This is a genomic window from Microcoleus sp. B7-D4 (assembly GCF_036705125.1).
GTDB lineage: Bacteria > Cyanobacteriota > Cyanobacteriia > Cyanobacteriales > Microcoleaceae > Microcoleus.
Genome location: NZ_JAUBTT010000062.1, coordinates 34,360 through 52,535, shown reverse-complemented (window position 1 = coordinate 52,535; position 18,176 = coordinate 34,360). Strand labels below are relative to the sequence as shown.

Below are 18,176 nucleotides of genomic sequence, written 5' to 3'. Positions count from 1 at the left end.
CTCATTATTGTCTCGGATGATTCACTTTTACGCCCTCAATCCGTCTATGTGCCAGTTGGGGGTGCGGAATGTGGGTTCAATTGGGCGATCGAACTTTCCAACAATTGCTTTTCCTGCTGGAGTTTTGCTTCTAAGTTTTGAATTTGTTCCCGGCGGGCTTCAACTTCAATCAAGCGGCGAGACAATTCTTGACTCTGCAAAGTGAGAGATTGCCTCCAATCTTCTGCTTTCTGTGCTTCTTGCTGCAAAAAATCGGGAGTAAAACCTGTTGTTAAATATTTCTCTACTAATTGTAGTACCCAGTTTGTAGCTGCTTGAATATGCAAAACCTGGCTATTTTCGTCAACATTTGCTAATACTAAAATCCCTTCATTTAAAACATTCGTTGCAGAGTTAATTGGATTTTGAGCAAAATCTTTCGGTAATGTCAAGAAACATTCTTCACTAAGAAGAGCCCAAGTATCATCAGAATTTTGGCAAGCCAGCAATTGCAGGGCGGGTTCGCCTAAAATTTCCTTCTTTTGTACTTGGGCTAAATATAACATGAGGGTAATTAGTAATTGGTAATTGGTGATTAATTGCCCGTGTTAGCACAATTAATTCTATTATTGAAACCAAATTTGTAGGGGCGGGTTCGCCAACCATTTATGGTAAACATCAATAATACTATAAACCCGCCCCCGCCCACCAACAATAAAAATGTACGATGAATTTAGAGGTAAAATTGTGATGTAAATAATGGCTGAGGAGAGGGCGGGTTTACGAGATTGTTTGTGTATTTCATAGATGGCTGGTTAACCCGCCCCTACGGGATTTTGGGATGTTTTTATACAGCGATCGCCCAGCATAATAAAAATGATAATCTCCTCAGAAACCGGGTTTCTTTCAATATTTTTCGTTACTCAACCGAAAAATTCGTAGAAACCCGGTTTCTCACCCCACCCGCGACTAATGACTGCTGACTAATGACTAATGACTCCTTAAAACACCTTTAGCCGATCGCGCAAAATCTCCGCTTGTTTTTCCGCTTCCGCCAAAGCATCCCTCGCGCCCTGAACCACATCAGGAGTAGCCTTATCCACAAACTTCTGATTAGTCAAGCGCGCCGCCGTATGCTTAATTTCAGCTTCCACCTTACTCAACTTCTTCTCTAATTTAGCACGCAAAGCCGCCAAATCCACCACCCCAGCGAGAGGAATCAATACTTGCACAGTACCCACAACCCCAGCAATTGTCTGTCCCAAATCTGCATCCACACTAGCAGTAACTGTCAGATTTTCGACTTTTGCCAAATCCTGAATGTAAACGCCTCCATCTGAGATGATTTGGCGTTCTTTCTCGCTTTCGCTTTGCAAAATCGCCGTCACCTTCACACTGGGTTTGATATCAGCATCGGCCCGCAAATTGCGAACTGTGCGAATTGTACCGAACAACAACTCAAACTGCTGTTCCAAATCAGCATCAATTAGCGAGGAATCCGCTTCAGGATAAGCTTGCAAAGCCAAACATTCACCATCACCTGTTTGAGTCAGAGTGTGCCAAATCTCCTCAGTAATGTGCGGCATAAAAGGATGCAGTAGTTTCAGAATCCCTTCCAACACAAAAGCAAAAGTTTGCTGTGCCACTTTCTTAGAATTTGGTTCAGCATCCTGTTGCAAGCGAGACTTGACTAACTCAATATACCAGTCACAGAAATCGCCCCAAATAAACTCATAAAGTCCCTTCGCCGCTTCCCCCAAACCGTAATTTTCCAAACAATTGCGGCTTTGCTGCACAACTTGATTGTAGCGAGAAAGAATCCAGCGATCGCACAATTCCAACCCTACTTCTCTCCCCCCCTCGGTAAGGGCGGGTTGGGGGGGGTGAGGAATTCCCAACTGCTGCGGCGTCTGTCCCTCCAAATTCATCATCACAAACCGGGCCGCATTCCACAACTTATTCGTGAAGTTCCGCGAAGCTTCCACCGATTTCGATTCATCAGTTTTGCGATCGTACTCAATGCGAATATTTTGGCCTGCCCCTACCACTTCCTTAACCAAAGTGTAGCGCAAAGCATCAGTACCGTACTTACCAATCAACAGCAGCGGGTCGATACCGTTATTTTTACTCTTAGACATTTTCTGACCGTTTTCATCCAACACCAAACCGTGAATGTAAACAGTATCAAAAGGCATCTTTCCAGTAAAATGTCCGGCCATCATCGTCATTCTAGCCACCCAGAAAAAGATGATATCAAAACCTGTAACCAAAGTAGTTGTCGGATAGTAAAACTCCAAATCTTTAGTTTCGTCAGGCCATCCCAGAGTTGAGAAAGGCCACAACCCAGACGAAAACCAAGTATCCAATACATCTGGATCTCTTGCTAACTGCACGTCATTACCAAACTTAGCCGTTGCTTTTTCCCTAGCTTCAGCTTCATTTTTTGCCACCACAAACGGCGTCGTGTCAGTAATTTCGCCCTGGGTTTCGCTAACAGCATACCAAGCCGGGATTTGGTGTCCCCACCACAATTGCCGGGAGATACACCAATCCTTCAGCTTCACCAACCAATCCCGATAAACCTTTGTCCATCTGTCAGGAACAAAGACTGGTGAGTTACTTTGATCTAATGCTTCTAAAGCACGTTGAGAAAGAGGCTCTATCTTCACAAACCATTGAGTAGATATCAAAGGTTCCACCGGAACTTTGCCGCGTTCGCTGTAGGGAACTGTATGTTTATAATCTTCTATTTTAACCAAAACCCCGTCAGTTTCTAAGCGCTGCACCACATTTTTCCGGGCAACAAATCGGTCTTGTCCCTGGAACTTTCCGGCATTTTCATTTAAAGTGCCGTCCTTATTCATAATGTTAATAAACGGCAAGTTGTGACGCTTACCCATCTCGAAGTCATTCGGATCGTGGGCAGGAGTCACCTTGACACAACCAGTTCCAAAAGTCGGATCGACAAACTCATCAGCAATGATTGGGATTTCGCGATTGACGATCGGCAAAGTGACAGTTTTACCGATAAGATGTTTGTAGCGATCGTCCTGTGGATTCACCGCCACCCCAGTATCACCCAACATCGTTTCCGGCCGAGTCGTCGCCACCTCCAAATAACCAGAACCATCCGTCAAAGGATAGCGGAAATGCCACAAATGGCCGTCAACTTCCTGCTGGTCTACCTCCAAATCCGACACAGCAGACTGACTCGCCGGACACCAATTCACCAGGTAATTGCCGCGATAAATCAGCCCCTCATCGTACAGGCGGACAAACGCTTCTAAAACCGCAGCGGATAAGCCTTCATCCATCGTAAAGCGTTCGCGCGACCAATCGACAGACACGCCCAAACTCCGCAATTGATTAGTAATAGTATTGCCCGATTCAGCTTTCCACTCCCAGGCCCGTTCCAAGAATTTTTCTCGGCCTAAATCGTGGCGAGTTTTGCCTTCTGCTTTGAGTTGCTTTTCGAGAATAGTTTGAACGGCGATGCTAGCATGATCCGTTCCCGGTAACCACAGGGTATTGCGTCCAGTCATGCGGTGATAGCGGACGAGGACATCAATCAGCGTCTCTTCAAAAGCGTGTCCCATGTGGAGACTGCCGGTGACGTTGGGTGGCGGGATGACTACGCAGTAAGGTTCGCCGCCTTTTTCGGGGTCAGCTTTGAAGGTTTGGTTGTCTTCCCAGTATTTTTGCCATTTGGCTTCGGTGGCTTGGGGGTCGTATTGGGGGGGTAGGTTTGCGGTCATGGTGGCTTCGGAGTTTGATCTTATTTATGATTGTGCCATAGAAGGGAGGAGAAGAGTTTTGAACCGCATCCGTGTCAGAGGCAGAGGGAAGAGCGATATTCAAGGCGGGGAGTGTCAAGTTAAAATGAAGGTAAAATTAAAAGGTTTGATGGCATTATGAATGTAGCAGCACTTCGACATCAAATCGATCGATGGCTCGATCGACTTTCTCCAGAACATCTGGCATTAGTTGCGAGTTTTATAGAGTTTCTAAGCCAAAAGCAACGTCAGGGGGTAATCATTTCGCAAAATAATCTGCCAGAGGTTTTCTCAGCAGAAATCCAAGAGATGCCTCCTGCTAATTCTTTTAGTATTCCAGAACCCTCAGAAATTGACGGAGAGGGCCAATCTAAAGCAGCGCTGCTACAAGATTTTCGGCAAGCTTGGCACGAAGCCATGACTGGGCAAACCATTTCGGTTGCTCAAATGTGGGAAGGAATTGAAAATGACTGACTTGCCCTTAATTCAAGTTATAGTTTCACCAACCTTCAATCGCAATTTACGCACTCTTGCAAAAAAATACCGCAGCATTCGCAATGATATTCAACCCATTATCGAACAACTCACACGGGGAGAACTGCCAGGAGATCGAATTGCTGGAGTGGGTTATGCAGTCTTCAAGTTGAGAGTCCGAAATAGCGACACTCAAAAAGGTAAAAGTGGTGGATACCGTTTAATTTACTACGTCCAAACAGCAACGGGAATCATTTTGCTGACCCTTTACACCAAATCCGAACAAGTCGATATTGCAGCCGAGGATATTCAGAACATTATTACAGAATACGAGCAGCAGCAGAGCGAAGATCGAGAGGATATCTAAGAGTTGGGGAATCTTGCGCCGTCGAATATGAGGTTTCGACATTTTCAGTGGAAAAATCCTTTTAATATCTTATTTGACAGAAATCCCTAATCCCAAACCCGCATTCTATCGGAGAAAGCCACGATTTTGCAGAGAAATCGGTTTTCTTTTTGCCTTAGTCCTACTGGTAAAACAAATTGAAATAATTAAGAATCGCAATGAATAACATTTGTTAAACTCCAGGAATTGCGTTTTTTGTTCTCAAACTCAAACAAAAGTTTATAGTTTGTAGGCGGGTTTAACATCGTATAGCAACACAGGCGACTGCTATCTGTCGATTATTTCACCTCCTTATAATCCACCCCATAACTCGTATCTCTCCCCGACAAATACGTCGTTTTCCCAGTTAAAGTCTCCAGAGTTTTTTTCGTTTCAGCCGAAGTAATCGAATTCAGCGGCACGCCGAACTTGCTAGCCAAACCAGCGGCGACGCCCACACCTTGTCCTTGATAAATATTCACCGTCGCAATTCGCCCGACGGATACAGCCATACCGACATAACCGGACGATCGCCCGACAATGGCTAAATTCTTGACTTTGCTAGCCAAAGCGCTTTCTATCCCGAAATTATAGACTGGTAGCGGCGGAATTCTCGCAGATAAATTCTTGACTCCGCCCCGCATATCGAAATCGTAGGAAAAACTGCCGATCGACTTTTCGGGTACTGTTCCCCCTTTGATAATCTCCTGCCCCGTTAACGGATCTACCACATCGCGAACGTTCAAAGTTTGCCTGATATAAATCTCGTCCGGAAGAAATACTCTCACATCTTTACCAGACTTCTTTTGTAGCCAGTATTGGAGAAATGACATTTCTCTAATCATTTCAGGAGTCGGTTTTCTGCCGTTAGCTTCCATCTCCATTATTTTGTCAACTTGGTATTTAAACAGAAACCCGTTCCAGGACAGCACATTTTTGTTATAAACGCAGACATTGCCTTTATCAAAAAAGAATCCTTTATTTTGGCTAAAGGGCAGATTTCTGTCTATGTGATACGCTGCTCCTATAGCTACGCTTCTGATGTCGTAACCGTCTGTATATGGCTGATAAATCGTGCTCCAGAAATTCCTCATCCAGAATTTTGTACTAGCCGGATCTTTAGATTTTGTAATGCTTTCTTTAATCTTTTTTACCAAAGGCCGATCGTATAGAATTTCATCTTCTATACTGCGGAATTCGGACATCGTTATCCCTGTAATTCTCGGAACTACAGAGACAGCTAGAGTTTCATTTTTGGATTTTATATTTTGAGATTGATATCCTGTATAATAAGATAATCCTGCTTTTCTTGCCAATTCAGCGTCTTGAGTTACGTCAATAAAAGAGTGGGCTTTAATTGTTAAATTTCTGCCTGTTACTTCGGCATATTCGAGTTTTTTATCTACGACGTGGGGAGTAAGAGTTGAGTTGGAAATAACTTTGACTCCTGCAGCGGAAAGCATCTGTTTGAGAGCTCGATCTGCCTTTTTTGGATCTAAGCAAGATTCGGGCGCATCGGCTTTATCTAAGAATTCCTTAAAACATTGGGCGTAGGGTTGGCGATACCAACCGGGGATTTTATCTACATCGATGTAAGCTAAACCGCCGCGGGTGAGTAACCCGCCCAAAGGAGCACTTCCGTAGTTCGATCGCACGATCGCAACTTTGCCCTTTGCGCCTAAAGTTTTCTTAGCCCATATCGCCGCACATATCCCCGGTACTTCATCACCATATACTACTACATCAAACTTTTGCTCCGGTGATTTTTTGGGAGGTACCGGAGGGGGGCTGCTGGGTTTTTGCTGCTGAGTTCCAGCGTCTAAGGTGGCACTTGCTGGGTCTCTATTTGCGATAAAATTCTTTATTTCTCTGAAAGCCGGATAATTAAGTAAAAGTTCTAGGGCGGCAAAGATGATTGCAATTGAAGCTAATTTCTTGAAAGTAGAGAGCATTCAGTTGACTCGTTTATAAATTTGCATTACCTGAAAGCGCAGTTCAGGGTTTACGGAGTTGAATATAGCACGTTTAGATAGTTTCGACACAAGTTTAACTTTTCCGGGAACAGTTGTTAGCGGTTTTGCCAGTGTTACTGGTTTGGGAGGGCTATTGATGTGGGTAAGGATGGTGGGTGCGATCGTACTTTATGACTCCCGACTTTCCCAGCCGCTTGTAATGTGATACTAAGACGGAAGTAAGGGCGAGATAGCCACCCCAATCATTGACTCAGTGGTAAATTTAGATCAAACTGAGGTATTGCGGTAACTTGAGGAGGTAGAAAAAAGTGACAGAAGAAACACAGGTGACGATTGAAGAGATTGACGAAACATCCCCCCATTTAGAAACTGTTATAGCCCTAGGTGATGCCAATAAAAAAACTCTGGGTTTTTTTACAGAAGGTGCTTTTCGCAAAAGTGCAAGAGATCGGGTGATACTTATAGCACTCAATTCTCAAAAAAATTGCATTGGCTATCTGCTTTACCGACCAGTGCGTCGCAGCAACATTATTGTTATCGTTCATCTCTGCGTCGATCCTGCATATCGCGGTCGGGGTGTTACTAAACAGCTAGTCAATTCCCTCAGCCAAAAAAGTCAGAATTTTTATGGAATTCAACTCAAATGCCGTCGCGATTATGGAATAGACAGAATGTGGGAAACACTGGGTTTTATTCCTCTCAACGATCGACCTGGAAGAAGTAAGGAGGGTAAACTGCTTACTGTTTGGTGGTTGGATCACGGTCATCCAACTATATTTTCTCAAGCTGCTGCACAACAACTTGAGTCTAAAATTTGTGCTGTTATTGATACAAGTATTTTCTTAGAATTACACGGTAATGAAGATATTGAAAGCACGGAATCCGACTCTCTACTTGCTGACTGGTTACAAGATTATTTGGAATTGTGTATTACCGATGAGATTTTTAAGGCAATAAACGCGATCTCTGAGGTCGCTCTAAGAAAGCGTAAACGCCTGTTAGGGGAGAGTTTTACTAAAATCCACTGCGATCGGCAGACACTTGAAACAAAATTTAACTCTCTAAAACGTCTAATTCCCAGTATCAATCTCGATGAAATAAACGACTCCTTAGTTCGTCAATTAGCACAAGCTATTGCTGCTGATTACTTAATTTTCTTAACTCGCGAACCCAAAATATTAGCTTTAGCAGATGCCGTCTATGAAAACTTTAGTTTAGCAATTATGACTCCTACAGATTTAATTGTTAAACTGGATGATGTTCGCAGAGATACTCAATATCAACCGGTACGGTTTGTCGGCATACAGAATCTCACCATTCAACTAATTGATAGCAAATTTGATAAATTACTGTTAACCAACTGTTTTTATGCGGTTGATAGGGCAGAAAAAATAGCCGATTTTCAGAGAAATCTGCGCCAGATAATTGCCAACCCAGATAAATTTAAGTGTCATGTCGTTTTAGATGGTGAAAATCAACCCCTTGCTTTAATTGCCTATTGTCAATATAAAAATCACGAATTAGAAGTTACAATGCTCCGAGTTAAACGCGGTGCTCTAGCAGCGGCACTTTCACGGTACTTACTTTTCCACTCCATATCAGTTTCAGTAAAAGAAAACAGGCAATTTACGAGACTTACTGACCAGTATTTCGATGAAATTGTTATACAAGCTATTCAAGAAGATGCTTTTGTTCGAGTTAATGATGGGTATTTAAAGGCAAATCCGCCTGTAGCAGAAACAGCAGCAGATATGTCTCAAAAACTGGCAAGCCTAGCCCAAATAGGGCAAGAATATAATTTTTGCATGAAAATTGCAGAGACGCTTAACACTCCCGAATTAATTCAAGATATAGGAACGATGGCAGAGCTAGAACGTCGCCTTTGGCCTGCTAAGATTATTGATGCTGACCTGCCTACTTTCATGATTCCCATTCAACCCAGATGGGCCAAAGACTTATTCGATGAAGAGTTAGCTAAGCAGTACATTTTTGGCTCTCAAATTGAGCTAGCGCTAAAACGGGAACTTGTATATTATAGAAGCAAGTGGGCTAATGGTGGCCTCAGACCGGGTGTTATTGGTAGAATTTTATGGTACGTCAGCTCCAATTCCTCATTTACTCTGGGGACAAAAGAGGTTAAAGCTTGCTCTAGACTAGAGGAAGTTATCATAGACAAGCCGGAAAAACTCTATCGACAATTTCGCAGCTTAGGAGTATACGAATTAAAAGATTTAATGACAATAGCCAAAGACGAACCAAAGGCAGATATCATGGCGATAAGATTCAGCCACACTGAGCTTTTCCCTAACCCATTGACATTAAAGAGAATTCAGGGAATACTGGGTAATAAGATAACGGTTCAAAGCGTATTTAGGCTTCCAGAAACTAAATTCGGAATCATTTACAAAGAAGGAACCGCGACCTAGAAAGAGGATAATCACAAATGTCAAATATCTTATTATTATCTATTCGTCCCGAGTACGCAAATAAAATATTCGATCGTACAAAAACAGTTGAACTGCGTCGGGTTCGCCCTCGACTTTTGAATGAAGGAGATCGAGTGGTAGTCTATGTTTCATCTCCCGAAAAAGCTGTAGTTGGTTCTTTCAAGGTGGATAATATTGTTGAAAAACCCGTCACAGAGCTTTGGGAGGAAGTTGAAAAAATAGCAGGAATTAGCCATGAAGATTTTTATGATTATTACCAAGGTGTAAAACTAGGTATAGGTATCTTTTTAAAAGATATTCATAGGTTTAGTCAGCCAGTAGAGTTACATCGTTTAAGAAACAAGTTACCTAACCTTAAACCGCCACAGAGTTTTCGATACCTGACAGCTAATCAGTTTAACATTGTCACTTCATTAGGAGAACGTTAGACAGGAAGTGTTGCTGAAAAATATTAATTAATCGAGAGTTTTTGAGAATAGCATGGAAGCGGAAAAAAGGGCTGAGTTTGTCAAATTATTTCAAGAATTTGTCAATTCATATCCATACACTCCCGATGGATTGCGTCACATAGCCGCTTACAAGGAGCAGCGTCAGCAGGGGCGTCGAAATTTTGAAGAGATCGCTGCTGCTGCTGAGTCTGGAGAAGATGTGACTGAATCTATAATGTTGAAACTTCTACCTTACGAAGACTCTCCTACTAATCGACAAAGGGGAGCCTGGATTCATATTAATCCGTGCATAATAAAAGGGTTATTATGGAATTCCAAATCGTATAAAAAATTGTCATTAATAGCGCCAGTAAGAATGGCCGAATTAATTTTTTATTTAGTCTGCTGTTGTAACGACGATCCGAGTCAGCTATATTCGGCCTGTAGAGAGTTTTCAGAAGAAATGCGCGTTTCCTTGTTCGGCGAGATAGGGATGCTAACGCCTATCCTCAATGCTCTCCGTCCCGATGACTTTCTCGCGATTAATGACAAGTCAATACAGGTTATTAACTATTTCGCCAATACTTCGTACAGCAAACAGCTAATAGACTACTCCTATGCTAACTTAACCGGACACAAGCTGATCAAAGAATTAACTAAAGAAATGCAGCAGACTGGCGTTCCATCTATCCGAGAGGACGATGTATTTGATATGTTCTGCCACTGGCTGATAGAAATAAAAAAATATGACTTTCCTAGTAACGAAGTGCCATTATTAGATGAGGCAATTGTGTTTGAATACGCTGTAGAAGAAGTACAGTTGCAACCGGAATATCTTTTGAACCAATGTGCCGAAGAAACTGGCTTTGACGAAACAGAACTAAAGCGCTGCATACGCGCCATCCACCGCAAGAAACAAGCTATCCTGCAAGGCCCGCCCGGAACCGGAAAAACCTTCCTTGCTCAAAAACTAGCCCAATACTTAATCGGTGGCGGTGACGGCTTTTCAGACATTATTCAATTTCATCCCGCTTATACTTATGAAGACTTTATTCAAGGCATCCGGCCGCAGAGTCAAGATGGGGAATTAACTTATCCCATAGTTCCCGGCAGATTCCTCGAATTTTGCACAAAAGCTGAGTCTTGTCAAGACACTTGCGTTCTAATTATTGATGAAATTAACCGTGCAAATTTATCTCAGGTGTTTGGAGAGTTAATGTATTTGCTTGACGATCGCGATCGCACTGTTAAACTAGCCAGCGGTAAACTATTTAGAATCCCTAAAAATGTCCGCATTATCGGCACAATGAACACCGCAGACCGTTCTATTGCCTTAGTCGATAACGCACTCCGCCGCCGCTTTGCATTCATTCCCGTCTATCCAAACTATGAAGTGCTGCGACAGTATCACCACAGAGAGGAAACAGGTTTTCCAGTTGATAAATTAACTAGCATTCTAGAAGATGTCAATCGCACAATTAACAACAAACACTATGAACTAGGCATCTCTTTCTTTTTGACAAAAACATTAGCTGAAGATATCCAAGATATTTGGGAAATGGAAATTGAGCCATACCTCGAAGAATACTTCTTTGATAACCTGGAAAAAATGGATGAGTTTCTCTGGGAGAATATCAAGACAAAATTGGGCTATTGACAATCTAACGCCGATACCGTGGCGTTACTGCATCCACCACAATTATGAAACCAGAATCCCGCCGAATTATAGAACTTACAGAATATAAATTAGCAACTTTTGAACAAGACTCAATCCCCGAATCAGTAGGAGAAAAAATATACCATAATTATGCCAAGGAAATAGAGATAGAATTTCCCAACTTTAAAACAAAATATCAATGGCACTTAAAATCTAAAGGCAGAGTGGGCAACCTTCCCATCACTCCAGAATTTCACATCGCCATCCGCCCCAAGGTTCCCATAAACAACCTCTTCGGAATGCTTGACTATGCCTACAAACTTAATATCAATTTTCCGAAGGGACAGATTGAGTGCGAATCTTTAGAACAAGTCTATGAACGATTAGCTAACATTCTTGCCCAAAAAATTCTAGAACGCTGTCGCAAAGGATTATATCGCGATTACTTATCCAAAACCGAAAGACTCGCCTACATTCGCGGCCGCGTCGATTTGCGGTCAGCCCTGCAAAAACCTTGGGATGTTAAACTAAAATGCCACTATAACGAACAAACAGGCGATATTGAAGATAATCAAATACTCGCTTGGACACTCTTCATCATTGGCCGCAGCGGTTTGTGCCGTGAATCTGTTTCATCCACTGTGCGAAAAGCATTTCACGCACTCCAAGGATTTGTTACATTAAAACCTTTTAAATCAGAAGCTTGTATTGATAGAAATTATCACCGTTTGAATCAAGATTATCAACTTTTACACGCCTTATGTCGATTTTTTTTAGATAACACGGGGCCGAGTCACGAAACAGGCGATCGCGAAATGCTCCCTTTTCTCATAGACATGGCTAATTTATATGAACAATTTGTCGCTGAATGGCTCAAAGCAAATACACCAAAAGGCTTTTTTGTAAAACAACAACACCGAGTCACACATGACCAAAACTATTTCGATCGGATTGACTTACTGCTGTGCGATAGTGAAACAAATGAAATCCTGTATGTCCTGGATACTAAATACAAAATTCCCGATAAAGTAGACAATACGGATCGTAATCAAGTAGTTACCTACGCAACGCTACTAAACTGTAAAAATGCAATTCTCATCTACCCTCAAAATCTCAAAGCGCCCATAGACAAACAAATTGGCGATATCCGAGTTCGCAGTCTAACTTTTTCCCTAGATAGCGACCTGAATGAAGCCGGAAAAACCTTCTTAACCTCTCTACTTCCAAACACCCTCCCCTAACTCTACTCTGCGCCCTCTGCGCCCTCTGCGGTTCATTTCTCCACAAAAAAAGAGGCGCAATTGCGCCTCCCAAATCTTTCATGTCCGTGTTCTAAACACTAACAGCCACTTTCGCTTCTTTTGCAGTCAACTTCTCGTAAGTCGCCCGCATCTTCAATCCAACTAACACTTGGAACAAACCAGTTCCATTGTTGGAACCAGGATATTCGCGGTGCTGGAGTAACAGGTGAGTTAACTCGCCTTCATACTTCGCAGAAGTCTTGCTCAAATGGCTTTCGATGTAAATAACTTCTTCGAGATTCTCGAATTGACCATCTACTTCTAAAATCGAGACTTCGTGACCGTAGAAAGCGTCGGGCCCGTAATACATCTTAATTCCCGGATAGGAACAAGTCAGCTTGCGGCCGCAAGGAACCCAGTTAATTGTTGAACCTTCGTCAAACAAATACGCAGGTTCAAAATTGGCGACGCCTTCGCGCTGAATCATCTGCACGCGCAGAACTTTCCGCTCTTTGTCATCTTTGATCAAGTTGGTCGGCAACACTTGAATTACCACATCAGCATATTGCTTTTGCGGGTCGATGTAGGCTGTAAAATCCGGTTTGCGAGCATTGATGGCAAACAGCACGTCTTCGTAACGGTGGCCCCGTTCCGCCATGTCGCGCTGGATTTTCCAAGCAATTTTTACCTCGTCGCTGATGTCGAGGTAGACGCTGAAGTCGAGGAGCGATCGAACTCGCTCGTCGTACAGCGGATGCAGCCCCTCAATCACAATCACGTGATTCGGCTCTACCCGCTCAGGAGGATCGAGCAGACCAGTTTCGTGGTTGTAAATCGGCTTGTCGATCGCCCGACCTTCTTTGAGAGCCTTCATTTGCTCTGCCATCAGGTCAAAATTGTTCGCTCTGGGGTCAAGGGCTGTAATCCCTGTTTCCTTGCGCTGCTTGCGATCGAGACAATGATAGTCGTCGAGGCAGATTACAGTAACGAAATCTTCCCCGAACAAATCTGTCAATCGGCGTAAAAAAGTAGATTTTCCGCATCCGGAATCTCCGGCAACGCCAATTAAAACCACGCGATCCGGCTTACTGGTCATAGTTTCCCTCTAACAAAATCACTGTTTACTAACTAACTCAAGTCTAGATTCCACAAAATTTCAGCCCGCAGGTAGCGACAAGCAGGCTTTGCGCTGCTTTGCTACCCCGAGAGGATCGAGTTCTCACCAGCATACAGCAGTGAGTTGATTGCCTGCCCGGGAAGACCCAAGCAATCTTCAAGGCAAGTAATTAATAGCTTGTAAAAGTATAGTCATTTATGTATGACATGGGAGGCGTGAATCCCTCCCCTTTCTTTTTTACTTCGAGCGGATTGACCCGCCTGGGCTGAACTACGCAGCTCCCTATCCCATCGCACAAGGCATTTGGGATTGCTTGGCGCATAAGATCGTCATATCTATTAACACTAACTTTAGTAGTTGATCTTACCAGAATGCGATCGCCCACTACAAGCTCAACGTCGATAGATTTGAGATTTGAGATTTGAGATTTTAGATTGTAGAATTGACCCGTCAGTCAGCCTGGGAGTCATAAATCCAGGATCTTGTACCTGGCTGCTTTCGGTCAATAGGAGCTATTTGTTGCCCGATGGCACACTCCATCACCGGTCGGCAATCAAAACGACTTATCGGGGCAGATCCCCCGATCGGGTAAAATGTTGGCAGTACGCAGACAACAATAGCTATAGGTCAACAGCCGAACGCAAAGCGGGCTCGGTGAGCGCGGCGTTCGGCTAGTAGGGATTTGATACGCGAGCGATCGCAACTTCAACACTCCCGCCGGCGTGGCGAGGCCCAAAAATTGGCGCGGCCAATTAGTCCCGAGGGCCTTAAGAAAAAAGTAAATTGAGTCTAACGTCACATTCTCTTTCTTTATAACTCTGTATCGTGAAGGAAAATCAACAAATGTACAGCCCAAGCTTATCTGGTGGAGCGGCAAACTCCGAATCAGGCAGCCGCATCTTTGTTTACGAAGTGGAGGGTATGCGTCAGAGCCAAGCAACTGACCAAATAAATAACCCGATTCGCCGTAGCGGCAGCGTATTTATCTCCGTGCCCTACGATCGCATGAATCAGGAAATGCGCCGGATTGCTCGCATGGGTGGAAGAATTGTCAGCATCCGCCCCTCAAACAGCGCTCCCGAAACAAATGGCAAAGTCGCACCAGAAGCAGGGCTACAGAGTCAGAAATCTGGAGAAGAAACTAAGCCCATGACTCAAGCCAAGGAAAAAGTTCAGGTTCCTGTTAACCTCTACAAACCGGCCAATCCCTATATTGGTAAGTGCATTTCTACAGAAGAATTAGTCAGAGAAGGCGGCGACGGCACAGTCCGCCACGTCACCTTCGACATTTCTGGAGGCAATTTGCACTATCTCGAAGGTCAAAGTATCGGGATTATTCCCGATGGCACGGATAAAAACGGCAAACCTCACAAAATTCGGCTTTACTCGATCGCCTCCACCCGTCACGGCGACCACCTCGACGACAAAACAGTCTCGCTGTGCGTGCGCCGCCTAGAGTACAAAAGCCCAGAAACCGGTGAACAAGTCTTTGGTGTTTGTTCGACTTTCCTCACCGGTTTGCAACCTGGGGATGATGTCAAAATCACCGGCCCCGTAGGCAAGGAAATGCTGTTGCCCGACGACGAGGAAGCCACCATTATTATGATGGGTACCGGTACGGGTATTGCTCCTTTCCGGGCTTACTTGTGGCGGATGTTTAAAGAAAACAATCCCGATTACAAATTCAGAGGTTTAGCTTGGTTGTTCTTTGGAGTTGCTTACACTCCCAACATTCTTTATAAGGAAGAGTTGGAACAATTGCAGCGCGAGTTCCCCGATAATTTCCGCTTGACTTATGCCATCAGCCGCGAGCAAAAGAATGTTGACGGCGGCAAGATGTACATTCAAAACCGGATTCAAGAGAACGCAGACCAATTGTGGGAATTGGTTCAAAAGCCGAATACTCACACTTATATCTGCGGTTTGAAGGGTATGGAAGGCGGAATTGATGAGGGAATGTCGGCCGCGGCTGGCAAGTACGGTGTTGACTGGGCTGCCTATCAGAAACAGTTGAAGAAAGACCACCGTTGGCACGTTGAAACTTATTAATGTGTTACCTGATTTAATCTGATTTGTAGGGTGGGCTTGGCTCGCCCTACAATTTTTGAAACAGTTTTGAGGCTGGAGGGGCTGGTTCACCCAATACAAGTGTAAAATATACAGTAAGCTCACCGAAAAAGGGAGATAACTGACATGGTTATAACTTCTACCCAAAAACTCACCTTTGAAGAATATCTGAACTATCAGGGAGAATCAGGTGTTTGTTATGAATTATATCGGGGCAATCTAATCGAAATGCCAACACCTACAGCAATACATATCAAAATTTGTGAATTTTTAGTTTATCAGTTCCGGCGCTTCTTTGCAGCACACAACCTACCGATAGTTGCAATTGTGACTACCGCAGTCCGAACTGAGGAAAACTCTTCTCGCATTCCTGATGTGGTGATTTGCACTCAGAGTCTGTGGGAACAAGTCTGCGCGCAACCTGGTTCCGCAGTGCTAGATTTTGAAGAAAAACCGCTGTTAGTTATCGAAGTTACCAGTCAAAATTGGCGGGACGACTACATTCGCAAACGGGCAGAATATGACTTAATTGATATCCCTGAATATTGGATTGTAGACGCCAATCAACCGAAAATACGAGTGTGTAGCCGTCCAGAAAATGAAGGCAGTTACTCTCACCAGGAATTTTTGCCTGGACAGCAAGTTCACTCTGTACAGTTCGCTGAATTTATTTTATCGGTTAATCAAGTGCTATGTCCGCCGCTAGTAGAAGATTTAATTCGAGAAGAAGAAGCACAGCGACAGCAGCTAGAACAGCAAAATCAGGAACTAGAACAGCAAAATCGGCAGCTAGAACAGCAAGTTAATGCAGAACGCCAGCGGGCCGAAAGATTGGCCCAGCGACTCCGAGAAATGGGAGTAGACATGGATTCAGAACTGTGAATTGTCATCTCAAATTAGATCCCCGACTTATTAAAGAAGTCGGGGATCTGGATATTGAGCTTACTTAAATGACAAATTGCTTGATTAGCATACAATGATTGTAGGTTAATTGAGTTTCTACGGGTCAAAGTCGTGGCTTTCAAAATTGGTTTGTTAGGTTTGGGTACAGTTGGCGCGGGAACAGCAGAGATTTTGCTCTCCCCAGATGGCCGCCATCCGCTGTTGCAGGAATTGGAAATCTATCGGGTGGGAGTGCGCGATATTTCTCGAACTCGGTCTTTACAATTGCCAGAAAATGTGCTGACAACTGACCTAGAAGCGATCGCAACTGACCCTGAAATTGATATTGTAGTAGAACTGATTGGCGGATTGGAACCGGCGCGATCGCTCATTCTGCAAGCTATTGCCAGCGGCAAGCACGTCGTCACTGCCAACAAAGCAGTTATCGCCCGCTACGGTAATGAAATCTTCGAGGCCGCCAACAATAAAGGCGTTTACGTAATGCTAGAAGCTGCTGTCGGCGGCGGCATTCCAGTCATTCAAACCCTCAAACAATCTTTAGGTGCAAACCGCATTCAAACTGTCACCGGCATTGTCAACGGCACAACTAATTACATCCTGACGCGGATGCAAACAGAAGGCGCAGACTTTGCTGAAGTGCTCGCCGACGCTCAGCAATTAGGTTATGCTGAAGCTGACCCCACAGCAGATGTAGATGGATTAGATGCGGCCGATAAAATTGCTATTTTAGCCTCGCTAGCTTTTGGCGGACGCATCAAATTAGCAGATGTTCATTGCGAAGGTATCAGAAAAGTTAGTGCGGCTGATATTGACTACGCCGACAAGCTGGGATTTGTGATTAAATTGTTGGCTATTGCTCAAGAAACCTCCCGCTACAATGGCAAGCAAGCTGAGGCAGAAAGCGAACTGCTGTCAATTCGAGTGCATCCTAGTTTTGTGCCGAAAACTCATCCGCTGGCTAGTGTCAACGGGGTTTACAATGCAATTTTAGTCGAAGGAGAGCCGATCGGGCAATTGATGCTGTACGGGCGCGGCGCCGGTGCGGGCCCAACAGCTAGCGCCGTAGTATCAGACATCATGAATGTCGCGGCTATCCTGAAAACCGAAACTGTTCCGATTCCCCATCCTTTGCTGAGTTGCAGTCACCAACACTACTGCAAAATTGCTCCGATGCAGGAACTTGTTACTCGCTTTTACGCCCGTTTTCTGACGCGCGATACTCCGGGGGTAATTGGCCAACTCGGCACTTGTTTCGGCAATCACAAAGTTAGTTTGGAATCAGTTGTGCAGACGGGAATTCACGGCGATTTAGCAGAAATTGTCGTCGTGACTCACGATGTTAGGGAAGGGAATTTTCAACAAGCACTCGATGAAATTCGCGCGATGGAAGCAGTCGATAGTGTTGCTAGCACGTTGCGAGTTTTGTAAAAGTGATTTGCTAGGGGCGGGTTTTACCTACACTATTTGCCAATAATTGACAATCTATAAAACCCGCCCTCGCCCAACGATAAATCCGATGTACATTTGGCGGATTTGGTAGGGGCGGGTTTCACCGACAATATTTGCCAATAATTGACAATCCATAAAACCCGCCCGAACCGAACCATAAATCATCATGTACCGGGTGCTTGTAGGGGCGGGTGTTACAAACAATAATTGCCTGAAACAAACAATCTCGAAAACCCGCCCGAACCGAACCATAAATCATCATGTACATTTTCCGATGCGATGC

14 protein-coding genes are annotated in these 18,176 nt (G+C 44.1%); 10 read left to right on the top strand and 4 right to left on the bottom strand.

Annotated elements, in window-relative coordinates; genetic code table 11:
• Positions 1-44 precede the first annotated feature (44 nt).
• Together QUB12_RS23720 and QUB12_RS23715 are read right to left on the bottom strand one after the other, a co-directional pair.
• Positions 45-545 (bottom strand): hypothetical protein, encoded by a 501-nt coding sequence (locus tag QUB12_RS23720; protein ID WP_333308623.1) that lies wholly within the window; start codon positions 543-545, stop codon positions 45-47.
• 435 nt (positions 546-980) lie between these two features.
• Positions 981-3,734, bottom strand: coding sequence for a valine--tRNA ligase (locus QUB12_RS23715; protein WP_333138331.1), 2,754 nt, complete (start codon positions 3,732-3,734; stop codon positions 981-983).
• A 156-nt stretch (positions 3,735-3,890) separates the two neighbouring features.
• On the opposite strand from QUB12_RS23715, the gene QUB12_RS23710 reads away from it, so the two are divergent.
• Together QUB12_RS23710 and QUB12_RS23705 are read left to right on the top strand one after the other, a co-directional pair.
• On the top strand, positions 3,891-4,226 hold the full coding sequence (locus QUB12_RS23710) for a hypothetical protein (RefSeq protein WP_333025783.1): 336 nt from the start codon (positions 3,891-3,893) through the stop codon (positions 4,224-4,226).
• A complete protein-coding gene (locus QUB12_RS23705; protein WP_015179269.1) occupies positions 4,219-4,593 on the top strand; it encodes a type II toxin-antitoxin system RelE family toxin in 375 nt (124 codons plus the stop codon). The genes QUB12_RS23710 and QUB12_RS23705 overlap by 8 nt, the downstream gene beginning before the upstream one ends.
• 317 nt (positions 4,594-4,910) lie before the next feature.
• On the opposite strand, the gene QUB12_RS23700 is transcribed toward QUB12_RS23705, so the two are convergent.
• Positions 4,911-6,563 carry an FAD-dependent oxidoreductase gene (locus QUB12_RS23700; RefSeq protein WP_333138333.1) on the bottom strand — a complete coding sequence of 551 codons (1,653 nt, stop codon included), beginning with the start codon at positions 6,561-6,563 and terminating at the stop codon, positions 4,911-4,913.
• 58 nt (positions 6,564-6,621) lie between these two features.
• Between QUB12_RS23700 and QUB12_RS23695 the strand changes: the two genes are divergently transcribed.
• The 5 genes from QUB12_RS23695 (at position 6,622) to QUB12_RS23675 (ending at position 12,357) form a co-directional block, all read left to right on the top strand.
• Positions 6,622-6,789 (top strand): hypothetical protein, encoded by a 168-nt coding sequence (locus QUB12_RS23695; protein ID WP_333138335.1) that lies wholly within the window; start codon positions 6,622-6,624, stop codon positions 6,787-6,789.
• Positions 6,790-6,892: 103 nt separating this feature from the next.
• On the top strand, positions 6,893-9,010 hold the full coding sequence (locus QUB12_RS23690) for a GNAT family N-acetyltransferase (protein WP_333138337.1): 2,118 nt from the start codon (positions 6,893-6,895) through the stop codon (positions 9,008-9,010).
• Between the two features lie 17 nt (positions 9,011-9,027).
• Complete coding sequence (locus QUB12_RS23685; RefSeq protein WP_333138339.1) at positions 9,028-9,459, top strand: ASCH domain-containing protein; 432 nt, start codon at positions 9,028-9,030, stop codon at positions 9,457-9,459.
• Between the two features lie 52 nt (positions 9,460-9,511).
• On the top strand, positions 9,512-11,116 hold the full coding sequence (locus QUB12_RS23680) for an AAA family ATPase (RefSeq protein WP_333138341.1): 1,605 nt from the start codon (positions 9,512-9,514) through the stop codon (positions 11,114-11,116).
• A gap of 44 nt (positions 11,117-11,160) precedes the next feature.
• Entirely contained in the window at positions 11,161-12,357 is a 1,197-nt protein-coding gene (locus QUB12_RS23675; protein WP_333138343.1) for a 5-methylcytosine restriction system specificity protein McrC, read from the top strand.
• Between the two features lie 91 nt (positions 12,358-12,448).
• Here the strand turns inward: QUB12_RS23675 and QUB12_RS23670 are convergent, their stop codons facing one another.
• Positions 12,449-13,453: a phosphoribulokinase gene (locus QUB12_RS23670; RefSeq protein WP_333138345.1), complete on the bottom strand. Its 1,005-nt coding sequence runs from the start codon at positions 13,451-13,453 to the stop codon at positions 12,449-12,451.
• 864 nt (positions 13,454-14,317) lie between these two features.
• On the opposite strand from QUB12_RS23670, the gene petH reads away from it, so the two are divergent.
• The 3 genes from petH to QUB12_RS23655 all read left to right on the top strand — a co-directional run bounded on the left by petH (position 14,318) and on the right by QUB12_RS23655 (position 17,872).
• The gene (gene petH, locus QUB12_RS23665) at positions 14,318-15,523 is read left to right on the top strand and encodes a ferredoxin--NADP reductase (RefSeq protein ID WP_333138347.1); all 1,206 of its coding nucleotides are present in this window, start codon (positions 14,318-14,320) and stop codon (positions 15,521-15,523) included.
• A gap of 144 nt (positions 15,524-15,667) precedes the next feature.
• Complete coding sequence (locus QUB12_RS23660) at positions 15,668-16,423, top strand: Uma2 family endonuclease (protein WP_333138349.1); 756 nt, start codon at positions 15,668-15,670, stop codon at positions 16,421-16,423.
• Positions 16,424-16,555: 132 nt separating this feature from the next.
• Positions 16,556-17,872, top strand: a complete 1,317-nt coding sequence (locus QUB12_RS23655) for a homoserine dehydrogenase (RefSeq protein ID WP_333138351.1) — start codon at positions 16,556-16,558, stop codon at positions 17,870-17,872.
• Positions 17,873-18,176: the final 304 nt, after the last annotated feature.

Bases quoted from the DNA above. Each gene is read 5' to 3' on its own strand.
- QUB12_RS23720 (WP_333308623.1), bottom strand. From the start codon at position 545: ATGTTATATTTAGCCCAAGTACAAAAGAAGGAAATTTTAGGCGAACCC.
- QUB12_RS23705 (WP_015179269.1), top strand. From the start codon at position 4,219: ATGACTGACTTGCCCTTAATTCAAGTTATAGTTTCACCAACCTTCAAT.
- QUB12_RS23670 (WP_333138345.1), bottom strand. From the start codon at position 13,453: ATGACCAGTAAGCCGGATCGCGTGGTTTTAATTGGCGTTGCCGGAGAT.
- QUB12_RS23700 (WP_333138333.1), bottom strand. From the start codon at position 6,563: ATGCTCTCTACTTTCAAGAAATTAGCTTCAATTGCAATCATCTTTGCC.
- QUB12_RS23660 (WP_333138349.1), top strand. From the start codon at position 15,668: ATGGTTATAACTTCTACCCAAAAACTCACCTTTGAAGAATATCTGAAC.
- QUB12_RS23680 (WP_333138341.1), top strand. From the start codon at position 9,512: ATGGAAGCGGAAAAAAGGGCTGAGTTTGTCAAATTATTTCAAGAATTT.
- QUB12_RS23685 (WP_333138339.1), top strand. From the start codon at position 9,028: ATGTCAAATATCTTATTATTATCTATTCGTCCCGAGTACGCAAATAAA.
- petH (WP_333138347.1), top strand. From the start codon at position 14,318: ATGTACAGCCCAAGCTTATCTGGTGGAGCGGCAAACTCCGAATCAGGC.
- QUB12_RS23675 (WP_333138343.1), top strand. From the start codon at position 11,161: ATGAAACCAGAATCCCGCCGAATTATAGAACTTACAGAATATAAATTA.
- QUB12_RS23710 (WP_333025783.1), top strand. From the start codon at position 3,891: ATGAATGTAGCAGCACTTCGACATCAAATCGATCGATGGCTCGATCGA.
- QUB12_RS23715 (WP_333138331.1), bottom strand. From the start codon at position 3,734: ATGACCGCAAACCTACCCCCCCAATACGACCCCCAAGCCACCGAAGCC.